The sequence below is a fragment of the Geitlerinema sp. PCC 9228 genome (genome assembly GCF_001870905.1).
In the GTDB taxonomy this organism is placed as follows: Bacteria; Cyanobacteriota; Cyanobacteriia; order Cyanobacteriales; family PCC-9228; genus PCC-9228.
The window spans coordinates 29,904-42,559 of sequence record NZ_LNDC01000104.1 but is presented as its reverse complement, the minus strand read 5'-3'; the positions used below and the strand labels follow the sequence as shown (position 1 = coordinate 42,559).

At 51.5% G+C, this 12,656-nt stretch carries 10 protein-coding genes; 8 read left to right on the top strand and 2 right to left on the bottom strand.

Translation table 11 applies throughout. The features are described 5' to 3' along the window. The first annotated feature begins 48 nt into the window (after positions 1 to 48). Positions 49 to 1,044: a hypothetical protein gene (locus AS151_RS11015; RefSeq protein WP_071517106.1), complete on the top strand. Its 996-nt coding sequence runs from the start codon at positions 49 to 51 to the stop codon at positions 1,042 to 1,044. On the opposite strand, the gene AS151_RS11010 is transcribed toward AS151_RS11015, so the two are convergent. Together AS151_RS11010 and AS151_RS11005 are read right to left on the bottom strand one after the other, a co-directional pair. Then, the gene (locus tag AS151_RS11010; protein WP_211517573.1) at positions 1,041 to 1,274 is read right to left on the bottom strand and encodes a lipopolysaccharide assembly protein LapA domain-containing protein; all 234 of its coding nucleotides are present in this window, start codon (positions 1,272 to 1,274) and stop codon (positions 1,041 to 1,043) included. The two genes, AS151_RS11015 and AS151_RS11010, sit on opposite strands and share 4 nt — an antisense overlap. Before the next feature lie 312 nt (positions 1,275 to 1,586). Continuing rightward, complete coding sequence (locus AS151_RS11005) at positions 1,587 to 3,014, bottom strand: phosphoglucomutase/phosphomannomutase family protein (RefSeq protein WP_071517104.1); 1,428 nt, start codon at positions 3,012 to 3,014, stop codon at positions 1,587 to 1,589. A gap of 170 nt (positions 3,015 to 3,184) precedes the next feature. Here AS151_RS11005 and AS151_RS11000 point away from each other — a divergent pair, with 170 nt between their 5' ends. The 7 genes from AS151_RS11000 to AS151_RS10965 all read left to right on the top strand — a co-directional run bounded on the left by AS151_RS11000 (position 3,185) and on the right by AS151_RS10965 (position 12,565). Continuing rightward, entirely contained in the window at positions 3,185 to 3,655 is a 471-nt protein-coding gene (locus AS151_RS11000) for a phosphate-starvation-inducible PsiE family protein (RefSeq protein WP_343327429.1), read from the top strand. Positions 3,656 to 4,046: 391 nt separating this feature from the next. Next, positions 4,047 to 5,696, top strand: coding sequence for an AAA-like domain-containing protein (locus AS151_RS10995; protein ID WP_071517103.1), 1,650 nt, complete (start codon positions 4,047 to 4,049; stop codon positions 5,694 to 5,696). A 99-nt stretch (positions 5,697 to 5,795) separates the two neighbouring features. Continuing rightward, positions 5,796 to 7,277, top strand: coding sequence for an AAA-like domain-containing protein (locus tag AS151_RS10990; RefSeq protein ID WP_071517102.1), 1,482 nt, complete (start codon positions 5,796 to 5,798; stop codon positions 7,275 to 7,277). Between the two features lie 106 nt (positions 7,278 to 7,383). Next, complete coding sequence (locus tag AS151_RS10985; protein WP_071517101.1) at positions 7,384 to 7,701, top strand: hypothetical protein; 318 nt, start codon at positions 7,384 to 7,386, stop codon at positions 7,699 to 7,701. A gap of 117 nt (positions 7,702 to 7,818) precedes the next feature. Continuing rightward, entirely contained in the window at positions 7,819 to 10,158 is a 2,340-nt protein-coding gene (locus tag AS151_RS10980; protein WP_084639520.1) for a pentapeptide repeat-containing protein, read from the top strand. A 95-nt stretch (positions 10,159 to 10,253) separates the two neighbouring features. Next, positions 10,254 to 10,970, top strand: a complete 717-nt coding sequence (gene rnc / locus AS151_RS10975; RefSeq protein ID WP_071517100.1) for a ribonuclease III — start codon at positions 10,254 to 10,256, stop codon at positions 10,968 to 10,970. A gap of 236 nt (positions 10,971 to 11,206) precedes the next feature. Next, entirely contained in the window at positions 11,207 to 12,565 is a 1,359-nt protein-coding gene (locus AS151_RS10965; RefSeq protein WP_071517098.1) for a homoserine dehydrogenase, read from the top strand. Positions 12,566 to 12,656 lie beyond the last annotated feature (91 nt).

Here is a 12,656-nt window from a genome sequence, read left to right as displayed (position 1 = left end):
ATCAGAACGGCTGGCAATTTGCTGTACTTACCGTAAAACAGTCGATTCATGGCTTCTAAAAAACTTACGGACGCTGACAAACAGGAAATTCTCCAACTTTACCGACAGCCAGAGGAAACGACGCTGACCCTGGCGAGTCGGTACGGGGTGAGCAATTCCACCATTAGTCGTTTTTTGAAAAGTACGCTCCCCAAATCCGAGTACGAATCCCTCATTCAGCAAAAACGCACAGCCCGCGCCCAAAGTGGCGTCTCAGAAGCGGAGGTGGAGGCAACGTCGATGCCTGGGGCGACCCCCTCGCCCGAGGCATCCCCTTCCCGGTCGGGAACGCCTCTACGACGCAAGCGCAAACGTCCTTCTGTTCCCAACGAAACCTCGACGGCAACCACGGTGGGGGAACAATGGTCGGTTTCGCCTTCCCCGGCAGCAGAGGAAGAAGCATCGAACCAACAGTTGGATTTGCTTTTCACCTCTGAGGAAACCAAGGACCAAAGCGGGGATCCTGGCAGTGCCTACGAAGTCCAACCGCAGGAATCGGACTCGGAAAGCACCCAGCAGTGGCAGGAAAGCATGGCGGAGAGCTTTTTTGGGGTCGGCGAAGACCTGGACCTCGAAGTGGATGAAGAGGATTTCGAGGATTTTGAAGATGAGGATTTTGAAGGGGAAAGTGCGGAGACGGAGGGTACTAACGGTCGGCGCTATTCCTTTTCAGGTACGTCGCGATCGCCGGAGGATGAGATCCAAATTCTGCCATTGCAGGCGGCTTCTTTCCCCAAAACCTGCTATTTGGTGGTCGATCGCGGTTCGGAGTTGATTGCCCGTCCGTTACGGGAGTTTAGCGATTTGGGCAAAATCCCCCAACCGGAAACCGACCAAATTGCCCTGCCGGTTTTCGACAACCACCGGGTTGCCCGCCGCTTTGCCAGCCGCGCTCAACGGGTGTGCAAGGTTCCCGATGCGAAGTTGTTTCAAAAGGTACGCCCCTACCTGCAAGCCAAGGGCATTACCCGTTTGCTGCTCAACGGACAGGTCTACGCTGTCTAAACGCGATCGCGGTTGGGGGGTCGGCGCGTTTTTTTCTTGCTGTTGGCAGGGAAGACAATCTGCCACAACCCCCCAGCCAGCAAACCAATAACCACACTGCAGGCAAACACAAAGCCAAAGGGAATGGGAACCGACTGAAAGGTCAAAAACCACAGGGTGACTGGTTCGGCGTTTTGCATGGCCACGATCGCAATGGCAAGCAACCAAACACTTACAAGGCTCGATGCCAAAAATATAGCCATACCTAGCATAAAAATGAATATTTGTCAAAAAACCATCGGGAAAACCAGCTGCTGGCCCGATGGTCTATTTTGGATACTACCATTTTTCCACAAGAGCAATTGCGTTCGCTTGTGCCCATCCCCCCTTTGATACGGAATCCGCACTGGCAAGACCCGCAGCGCCACCCCCGAGGAACAATCCCCTGTCGTCGCCCTTGTCAAGGGAAACGGTGCGAGTGGCGTTGGTAGTTGAGAAACATCGGATTGGGTATGAAAGGGGGGTCCGAGGGCAATTTCTAGCAGGATTTTAAAGAAACAATCTTATTGCTTTTGCAGGGCCTCCTGCATGTAGGCACTCAGCTGTCTCTGTTTCTCTTCAGAAGTAGTTTCCAGATACACCCGCATTAACGGTTCGGTTCCGGAAGGACGCAGCAAAATCCAACCGCCATCTTCCAGATAGAGTTTGGTACCATCTTTACGTCCCACTTCTTTCACGCCGATGCCAGCAATTTCCTGGGGAGGATGGTTGCCAAATTGCTCTAAAATTGCTTGCTTGCGTTCTTCTTCTAGATGCAAATCCAACCGCTGGTTGTACACCGGTCCGTTGGCTTCTGCGATCGCTTCTTCCACCAACTGGCTGAGGGGTTTACCCTCATAGGCCATAGCTTCCGCAATCAGCAAATCTGCCAGAATGCCATCTTTCTCCGGAATGTGACCGAGAACGCTCAAACCGCCGGATTCTTCACCGCCGATCAGCACATCGGTTTCCCGCATTTTGGCACCTACGTATTTAAATCCTACCGCAGTTTCGTAGGTAGGCAAGCCGTATTTAGCCGCCCAACTATCCAACAGATGGGTGGTTGCCACCGTACGTACGATCGCGCCGGTTAGCCCTTTATTTTTCACCAAATGGCGCGCCAGCAGCAGCAAAATAGTATTGGGGGTCAAGACATTGCCCTGTTCGTCAACCACCCCAAAGCGATCGCCATCGCCATCGGTTGCCAAGCCCAAATCCGCTCGATCTTGCTTGACCGCTGCCACCAACTCTTGCAACTGTTCCGCTTTGGGTTCCGGCATGCCGCCGCCAAACAAAACATCGCGGTGGGTATGAAAAGATTCCACCTGACAGCCGCAGTGCGCCAATGCCTCGTCGAGATAGCCCCTGGTGGTAGAATACAAGGCATCGTATTTGACTTTCAACTTGGCACTGCGAATTTTGGCCACATCCAGGCGGGTATAGAGAAATTGCAGGTAGCTGTTTTTGGGGTCGAACCGGGAAATTCGATCGGCATAATCCCGCCCCACCGGTGCATCGCTGGCGGTGTCAATATTCGCCACAATGGTATCGGTAATTTCTGTGGTAGCAGGTCCAGCATAATCGGGGATATACTTAATTCCACAATAGGTAGCTGGATTGTGGCTGGCGGTGAACATCAACGCTCCGGCGGTATCCATTTGCTGGACATTATAGGCAATCACCGGCGTTGGGCAATCCCGCTGTACCATTTTCACTGACCACCCTTGTTCCGCAAGTACTTGGGCTGCGGTTTGGGCAAATTCGTCGGCTAGAAAGCGGGGATCGTAGCTAATTAAGACGGGTTTGTCTTGACTGTAGGCGGTTTCCAGGTAGCTTGCGATCGCGCGGGTGACTTTACGAACGTTGGCAAAGGTAAAGTCATCGGCAATAATACCGCGCCAACCATCGGTACCGAATTTAATTTTGGGAGGTTTGGAGGTTGCGATGCTCATAGTGTAGAAAGCCGTTTTGCTCGTTGATGAATTCCAGATTCCCCCCTATGGTATACGAAGGATTCCCAGGATTTAAGCGGTTTTGATAGAAAAACCTGTCAGGAAGCGGCGGCAACCACCGTACGGTAGAATCAAAATCTGGGTTTGGCGAAATCGCGTGGGGAAGGATTGTGCGATTGAAACAATTTTGGCGGCGTTTGCTCAAAGAACTGCAAGACGAACAATTTCTCCACCGCATCGAACAGCTGGAGGGTCAGCTTTCTAAATTTTTGACCATCGTGATGGTAATTTTTTTGCTGGTGGCTGTGGTGGATTTGGTGGTGGCTTTAACCCAACAGTTGCTTTCCCGACCGTTGGGGTCGCTTACGGACACTCTATTTCCCATTTTTGGCTTGTTTTTAAATATTCTCATTGCTTTGGAAATTATGGAGAATATCACCGCCTATTTACGCCAGCATTACATCCAGCTGGAGTTAGCCATTGGAACTTCTCTCATTGCGGTTTCGCGAAAAATTGTGCTGTTTGATTTTAAAAAGGATTCTGGGGTAGATTTGATTGGATTGGCGATCGCGGTTTTTACCCTCACCCTGAGCTACTGGATTATCCGCAGTGGCATTAACAATGAAGATTCGAGAAAATAAAAAATCCATGCCTCCACCTAGCTCCTCCAGCATAACTGCGACTGGCTGTACCAGAAAACCTTCTCCATCTGTGGGTGGTTTACCACCAATCTTCCAAAAACTATACAACGACAGTTAAAATTTTGCTAAATTTTTGGCCCCTTTCTCCCGAAAAAGGTTTTCCAGCACGCCAAATTTTCCCTAAAATAGAAAGTAAACACCCGGAGCTCCCGTAGCATTCTTTTAGCTGTTGTTGGAAACTTTTGGTAATGGAGAATTCTTGAAAACATAGACATGAGTTTGCCTGTTTGCGCTAGCTGGTATTCGTTGTACTAGCAAGATTTCTTGAAATTTCACCAACAAACCCATACAAAACATCATGCCCAGCGACTGCTCGCACACATATAAGGGAATGCATCCATTTGCATATCAAAACCATTCGGACTTTCCAGAAGGTCCCGTGCCTATAGATTGCCCTCTGTATATAGAACGGCCTCCTTTAGAGGAGATGGCCTATGCTGAAATAGAAAAACCAGGCAGCGTCACCCGTATTAAAGCACCGAGGCAGACTGGTAAGAGTTCTTTACTGATACGCATTCTCGATCGCGCGCGCTGGTTGGGATATTACACGGCATGTTTGGATTTCCACCAAGCAGACAAAGCCATTTTCCGGGATTTAGATAAATTTTTGCGTTGGTTTTGTGCCAATATCAGCCACCAGCTGCAAATACCTATCCAACTCAACGAATACTGGGATGAAGATATTGGTAGCAAAATTAGCTGTACCCTTTACCTGCAAGGGTATTTGCTTGCCAATCTTGACGCACCTCTGTGTTTGACCCTCAACGAAGTCAACCGCGTTTTTGAATATCCAGATATTGCCCAGGAATTTTTGCCGCTGTTGCGTTCCTGGCACGAAGAAGCCAAACAAAGCCCTCCCCTGCAAAAAATGCGGCTGGTGGTAGTTCATTCTACGGAAGTATACATTCCCCTTAACTTACACCAATCGCCCTTTAATGTGGGGTTGCCGCTGACTTTACCGGAGTTTACTCCGGAACAAGTGGAAGATTTGGTGGCCCGTCAGGGACTGAGTTGGAACAGCCGGCAATGCCGCCAGCGGGTAGAGCGGCTGATGGAACTGGTGGGAGGGCATCCCTATCGCATTCGGTTGGCTTTGTATTGTTTGTATCAAGGACATCTGGACTTTGAAGCGTTAATGAAAACGGCGGCTACGGAAGCAGGAATCTACCGCGATCGCTTGCGTGGATTTCTTTCGATTTTACGCGAACGTCCGCAACTGGCAAGAACCCTCAAACGAGTGGTAACTTCATCAGAACCGGTTCCCCTGGAACCCATTGCAGCGTATCAACTGGAGAGTATGGGAGTGGTAACGTTACAGGGGTCGTACGCCCAACCCAGTTGCGAGCTGTACCGGCAGTATTTTGCTAAACAAAATTTAGAAAGCGACAGCATCAATCGCAAGCTAGAAGAACTTGAAAAAGCCAATCGCACGCTGCAAAATCTGGTTCGGGTAGATGAACTGACCCAAGTTGCCAATCGCCGCTGTTTTGAAGAATATTTATCCCGGGAATGGCAGCGTTCCGCCCAAGACAAAACGCCTATAGCCATTGTGATGTGCGATGTGGATCGTTTCAAATCCTACAACGATACCTACGGACATCAGCGAGGCGACCTGTGCCTGCAGCAAATTGCCAAAGCGATTGAAGAAACGACGCAACGCTCTAGCGACTTGGTGGCGCGCTATGGTGGGGAGGAGTTTACCATTATCCTACCACAAACCGATGCCAAAGGAGCGCAGGAAGTGGCCCAAAAAGTTCGCCACCGGGTGCGATCGCTGGCTATTGCTCACGAAAGCGTTCCCTACGGCGCAGCAATTGTTACCCTGAGTTTGGGGGTGGCTTCCGCGGTAGCCGATGCGAAGTTCGATGCCTTTACCGTGGTGCAAGCGGCCGATCGCGCTTTATATGCTTCTAAAAGCCAAGGGCGCGATCGCGTTACCCTCAGCGATACCTGTAATTTTTATTATAATAGCCAATCTTAAGCCATGTCCTTCCCGATACAAGGGAGACATAATAGATATATAGCGCCAGCATGTTGTAGTCACAAACGATACCATCTTTCAAACAATTGGGAAATCCAAATGCCAGCATATCGATATCAAGTGGGAGGGAGTTTAAACAGCGACGCTGCCACTTATGTGGAACGCGAGGCTGACGAAGAGTTATACCAAAGTTTACAACAAGGGGAATTTTGCTACGTTTTGACATGCCGTCAAACTGGAAAATCATCCCTACTGGTACGCACGCGATCGCGGCTGCAAGCAGAAGGATTTCGCTGCGTTACCCTAGATATGACCCGCATTGGTAGCAACAATGTCAGTCCCCTACAATGGTACAAAGGTGTGGTCACGGAACTGTGGCGCAGCCTGCACCTGTTGGAGACAGTCAATTTAAAATCTTGGTGGCAGGAAACCGATGAAATTCCTTTCCTGCAACGTCTGAGCCATTTTATCGAAGATATTCTCCTGGTGCAAGTTCCCAGCCACAGCCGTAGCGATTCCCCTCCCCCCAGCGATCGCATTATTATTTTTATCGACGAAATCGACAGCGTTCTCGGTCTGCCGTTTCCCACGGATGACTTTTTTGCTCTGATTCGCTTTTGCTACAACCGACGTTCCCTCGATTCCACTTACAAACGTATTACTTTTGCGATTTTTGGCGTCGCCACCCCCAACCAACTCATCCACGACCCCAACCGCACGCCATTTAACATTGGCAAAGCCATTCACCTCCCCGATTTTCAACTGTCTCAAGTAGGATGCCTGCAGGCAGGTTTGCAGGGAAAGGTTAGAGACCCGCAAATGGTTATGCGAAACATTTTAGCTTGGACCCACGGTCAGCCTTTTTTAACTCAAAAATTATGTCAGTTGGTAGTCGGGGAAGCCACCATGCCAACCACCGGCCAATTTTCACCCGAACAGGAAAACGCTTGGGTAAATAATTTGGTACGCCATGGCTTGGTGGATAGCTGGGAAGTTCGCGACCAACCGGAACATTTAAAAACCATTCGCGATCGCTTACTATACCATCCCCACTACAGCAATTTCATGTTACAAACCTACCAAAAAATTCTCCAGGGAAAAACCGTGCCACTTTGCGATCGCCCGGAACATAGCGAACTGATTTTATCCGGTTTATTGGTAGCGCGCCAAGGCATTTTGCAAATCAAAAATCCCATTTATCAAGCCGTTTTCAACCATCAATGGGTGCGCCAACAAATCGCCGCGCGCCGCCCCTATCAAGAAGCCCTTGACAACTGGATAGCCGCCCACAAAAAAGACCCATCCAGATTGCTGTGCGGTCGTGCTTTGCAAGAAGCCCAAGCCTGGGCGACGGGGAAAGAACTCAGCAGCGACGACTATGAATTTCTAGCCGCCAGCAAAGAGAAAGAAAAACAAGCCATACAAACCCAAAAGCAAGCCCAACAGTTGCGCGAAATGGAAAAAAAACTAGCAGCAGAACGGCAACAAAGACAGCAAGAAAAACAAGCCGCCAATCGCAAACTCATCTTCATTGTCACCACAGCGATCGCGATCGTCACCTGGCTTTGGCAACTCAAATAACATCAAGATTTCTTTCTGGGGGCGGCTTTCCATACCCCATTCACCAGCCCAAAAGTTACAATCGCTAATGAGAGCATCCGTCGATCTCTGGTAGGATAAAAACTCTATGAACCAACAAGACAATCAATCCTGGAGCCAAAGACTGCGCGATCTGGAAACCAAGATCGACCGCGAGGTCTTTTCCCAAACCAACAGCAACAACCAACCATCTTCCATGCGCAACCTATACGACCGTTTGCTATTCAAATTCCAACAGCTGCCCAACTGGGGCAAAGCCGCCGTCGGCATTGGCGGTGTCATGGTGGGCTTTTGGCTGGTGGGCATCGTGTTCCGCCTGATTAGCCTAGCCATGACAGTCGCTGTGGTCGGTGTAGTGCTGTATGTGGGCTACAAATTGTTTTTGAACAATTCCAACCACCCCTAGAGAAGCTGCCTGTAGTACAATGCCTCTTGACAAAAGGCCTGCCTAGAGAGGCATGCTGCTCGTTTTCGGGCTTCCTCTCGGGCAGCACCGCGATCGCATTGGCTACATTCGGAGATTATGGACACCCAAACCTCAAACGACGCCCACAATTCTTCCAGGGGAACTTGGGAAAAACTCAAAGACCGCCTGCGGCAGCTACAGCAACAGTGGCTGCCCTTGGGTTGGTCGTTCCCCAGACAACCCAAGCCGCGGCCATGGCGCCAAGTTCCCATTGTCTTGAGACGCAGTGGTGCCTGGATGGTGGAGGTTTCCCTAGTGGTGGCTAGTGCGGCGGTTCCCTACCAGGTGGGGGTTTGGATTACTGAAAACCACAGCGGCGATTCCGTACCGTTAAATCCCGCTTTGCAGGGGGTCAACCATGTTGTGGCCTGGGGATTCGGGCATCCCGATCGCAGGGAACCTACTGTAGCGCCAGCCACCAATTTGCTTTGGTCGGCAGCATTGGTGTTTCCGATTGCCGTCGGCGGTATGCAGCTTTATGGCCTCTGGCGTACGGGGCAAACCTGGTCCAAAAAGTGGTTGCGCGTGCAAGTGGTAACCGCCACCGGTGCTGTTCCCAGTTGGTCGCATCTTTTTTTGCGCGAGGGGGTGGGTCGTTGGGGTCTTCCTTGGGGCTTAGCCTACGGCATTTGGCGCATCAGCGGTGCTTTTCCCGATGTGACGGTGTTTTTGGGATTGGGCGCGATCGCAATGGTAGCGGAAGCCTCAGTGGCTGCCTGGCATCCCCGACGTCGGACGTTGCACGACCGTTTGGCAGAAACCTACGTCCTGGACGCCCTCGCCCAAGCGGATACCTCCGATAGCTGGCAGGTGAGAACGTTTTCCCCCACAGTACCTACCGCCGTGGAACCGCAAGCTTGGAACGGTGCCCAATGGCAAAATACTGCGGATATGGACGAAGATGCCGCGATCGCAGCTATTGTTCTGCGAGAATCCTCCCCAGAACCCACCCAACCCAGCCAACCCGGGCTATGGCCGTGGATGGTCCGCCATCCCGGGATTACCCTGTTGGGCACCACGGCAGTGGCTATGGTGTCCGTTTTGGCGACTTTTGTGGGGACACAGGTATACATCCAGCAGCAAACCAACCAGCGTGCCTCCCAACAGCAAGAAAATGAGATGTTTTTGGCTTTGTTGGATAAGCTGGTGCCCAAAACTCCGGAAGCTGCCGCAGAACGTCGCAGTGCGATTTTGGCTTTGGGGGCGGTGGAAGATGCCCGCGCTATTCCCCTGTTGGTGGATTTGTTGGGGCAAGAAACCGAACCGGAACTGGTCGATACCATCCAACAAGCCTTGGTAAGTCGGGGTCCGGAAGCACTGCCCCATTTGCATCGTCTCAACCGCACTTTGGAGAATGATTTGGCCTCGTTACGCTATGCGGGGGAGACGGAAGAACGACGCCTGGTGGCCCAACGACAGCGCGCTACCAAACGAGCGATCGCTAAAATTTTAACGGTGTATACGGGCAATTATGCCCGCGTGGACCTTTCCCAGGTGAATTTGGGGAAAACCCAATCCCCCCACCCCTTTACTTTGGTCGTACAGCAAAACAATTTAGCGGGCATCAACCTGCGCAGTGCCATTTTGCGCGGTGCCCAGTTGCAAAACAGCCGCTTTGCCAGTGCTGGCGAGGACGAACGCTTGGGAACTTTTGACGATCGCATCGCCGATCTCAGCGGTGCCAATTTGATGCAAGCCGACCTCACGGGGGCGTTTCTCAGCTACAGTTCCATGGAAAATGCCAATTGGATTGACGCTACCCTCAAACAAGCTCAACTCAACCAAGCCGCGCTTGCTGGCAGCAATTTTAGCAACGCAAACCTGATGCAAGCTTCTTTTCAGCAAGCCAACCTCACCGATGCCAAACTTACAGGGGGAAATTTGGTGAGCGCAGACTTTACCCGTGCCAACTTACAGGGGGTCAATGCCGGACGCGTACAAGCGCAAGGGGCGAATTTTGTCCGCAGCAATCTCGCTCGCAGTAGCTGGCAGGGTGCTGATTTTGCCGAAGCTGATTTTCAAGGCAGCAACCTCGCCCATACCGACCTCAGTGGCGCGCGCCTGCGAGATGCCAATTTGGCGAACGCTCAACTGCAAAATGCCAACCTCACCGACGCTGACCTCAGCCACGCCAACCTCCAGGGGGCCAAGTTGGATGGTGCCAATTTTGCTGGAGTTACCTTCATGCCGCCACAACCGCCTACCGAAGATGAATTTATCCGGCGCGTCGAGTCGCCAACTGGAAAACTGGCTGGGGTGGATTTTACCGGTGTTAAAAATCTTAACGCCAATCAAATGGCCTATATTTGCGCCCAGAAAGGCTTGCATCCCCGGTGTTCCAGCAACCAACTGCAACCAGATCCCCTACGCCGGACTGGACAATCCCGTCCAGAATAGAGAAAATAGAGAGTACAAATACTTATATCTCTATATAGCAATAAAGAAATTGATTCTCTGTGCCATTGAGAAGTTCATATTCATCGCCAAACTAGATGTTCGATAGTAGCCTGCCTCCACAACGACAACGCCAATTGCAAAAACTCCTGCAACGACTGGGATTGCCACGGGATACCGAGGTGGATTGGTCGTTGCTAGACTTGGCCTTGACCCACCCCTCCTTCGACGCCGAAGCCAACTACGACCGGTTGGAATTCGTCGGCGACGCGGTGGTGCGCATGGTTGTAGCCGAATTCCTGTGGGAAAACTATCCCGAAGCACCGGTGGGGGAATTTTCCTCCTTGCGTTCCGAATTGGTCAGCGATCGCACCTTAGCCAAAATTGCCGAAAACTACAGTTTCGATCGCTACTTGCTGGTTTCATCCAGTGCCGTCGGCGATAAAACCGGTTATACCCGCCGCATGGCCGATGCCATGGAAGCTGTTTTAGCTTCTTTGTACTTAAGCAAACGTACTCTAAAACTCATCCGACCTTGGCTGGACGACCATCTCATGCGACTTACCAAAGAAATCCGCGCCGATCCAGCTCGCAAGAATTACAAAGCTGCCCTGCAAGAATGGACCCAAGCTCACTACAAAGCCCTGCCAGAATACCGTATCCAAGAAAGTCGTCCCATTCACGGCGACCCCAATCGGTTTACCGCCGAAGTTTGGCTGCACGGTCACTGTTTGGGCAAAGGTCAGGGACGTTCCATCAAAGCCGCCGAACAAGCAGCTGCCCAAGAAGCCTTTTTGGCACAACAATCGCGTTAGGAAGAATGGCAAGAGAAATATCTGGTAAAATTCTAGATATCTAAAGCCCCCTTTCCAAGTAGTTTGGGGGATTGAAAGCGATCGCTATTTTGAAAAACCATTTCGATCGATTCCAGCTCGGTGGTTTGGCGATACAGCCTCCGTCCACTCAATTCCTTCTGCCGGTTTTCTGTTGGCTGGAAGCTCCCATATAATGAAGCGGTAGCTGAAAACTCCGAATACATAAGGAATCTATTGTGGCTTTTAAAATTGGGTTGCTGGGATTAGGAACGGTCGGTACGGGAACGGCAAAAATTTTGCTGGACCCGCAAGGACGACATCCCCTGCTGCAGGAATTAAAACTGCATCGGGTAGGGGTCAACTCGTTAGACAAACCCCGCGAGGTACAGCTACCGGCAGGGGTGTTGCAAACCGATTTAACCGAAATTGTCACCGACCCCGATATCGAAATTGTCGTAGAACTGTTGGGCGGTCTGGAACCAGCGCGATCGCTGATTTTAAAAGCGATCGAACACCGCAAACATGTGGTCACCGCCAACAAAGCCGTGATTTCCCGCTACGGCAACGAAATCTTTCAAGCCGCCAACGAAGCCGGCGTTTACGTATTGTTGGAAGCTGCCGTTGCTGGTGGTATTCCCGCGATCGCACCGCTAACCCAATCCCTGGTGGTCAACCGCATTCAATCCATCACCGGTATTGTCAACGGCACCACCAACTACATCCTCAGCCGCATGCAAACCGAAGGAGCCGGTTTTGAGGGAGTCTTGGCGCAAGCACAGGCGTTGGGATACGCAGAAGCCGACCCCACTGCCGACGTAGATGGGTACGACGCCGCCGATAAAATTGCCATTTTGGCCTCCCTTGCCTACAGCGGCGAAATTGACCTGGAAGCAGTGCATCGGGAAGGCATTCGCCAGATTAATGCCACGGATATTTCCTACGCCGATCGCTTGGGGTTTGCCGTGAAACTGCTAGCCATTGCCAAACCCGACCCCACCCAAGACACTTACCAACGCGATCGCTTGCAAGTGCGAGTTCATCCCACCCTGGTTCCCAAAGACCATCCCCTCGCCAGCGTCAATGGCGTCAACAATGCCATTGTCGTGGAAGGAGATCCCCTAGGACAGGTGGTCTTTTCCGGTCCGGGAGCAGGAGCGGGTGCCACCGCCAGTGCGGTAACGGCCGACATTCTCAACATCGCCGCTACCTTGAAAGTAGAAGAACTAGAAGCACAAACCCTCTCCCAACAGTTTCCCGACCAACAGCCAAGAACCAAAGTAGACGTTCCCCATCCTTTGCTGAGCTGCCAACACCAACACGCCTGCCAAATTGTACCCATGGAAGATTTGGTTACGCGATTCTACGCACGGGTACTGAGCCCCGATCGCCCTGGCGTCATTGGCAAAGTGGGAACTTGCTTTGGCAAATTCGGCGTTAGTTTGGAATCGGTGGTGCAAATCGATCGCAAAGGAGAAATCGCGGAAATAGTAGTAATTACCCACGATGTACGCGAAGGGGATTTTCGCCAGGCACTGGCAGAGCTGGTAGAAACTGACCCCATCGATAGCATCCCTAGTGTTTTGCGGGTGCTTTAACCGCTGTCAGAGCAACTGGACAAAAACAGGCCATTACTCGGGCCAACTAGCAAGTAGGTGCGAATGGCGTTTCGTACCTACTTATTTTTTA

Bases quoted from the DNA above. Each gene is read 5' to 3' on its own strand.
- AS151_RS11015 (WP_071517106.1), top strand. From the start codon at position 49: ATGGCTTCTAAAAAACTTACGGACGCTGACAAACAGGAAATTCTCCAA.
- AS151_RS11005 (WP_071517104.1), bottom strand. From the start codon at position 3,014: ATGAGCATCGCAACCTCCAAACCTCCCAAAATTAAATTCGGTACCGAT.
- AS151_RS10995 (WP_071517103.1), top strand. From the start codon at position 4,047: ATGCATCCATTTGCATATCAAAACCATTCGGACTTTCCAGAAGGTCCC.
- AS151_RS10990 (WP_071517102.1), top strand. From the start codon at position 5,796: ATGCCAGCATATCGATATCAAGTGGGAGGGAGTTTAAACAGCGACGCT.
- AS151_RS10985 (WP_071517101.1), top strand. From the start codon at position 7,384: ATGAACCAACAAGACAATCAATCCTGGAGCCAAAGACTGCGCGATCTG.
- AS151_RS10980 (WP_084639520.1), top strand. From the start codon at position 7,819: ATGGACACCCAAACCTCAAACGACGCCCACAATTCTTCCAGGGGAACT.
- rnc (WP_071517100.1), top strand. From the start codon at position 10,254: ATGTTCGATAGTAGCCTGCCTCCACAACGACAACGCCAATTGCAAAAA.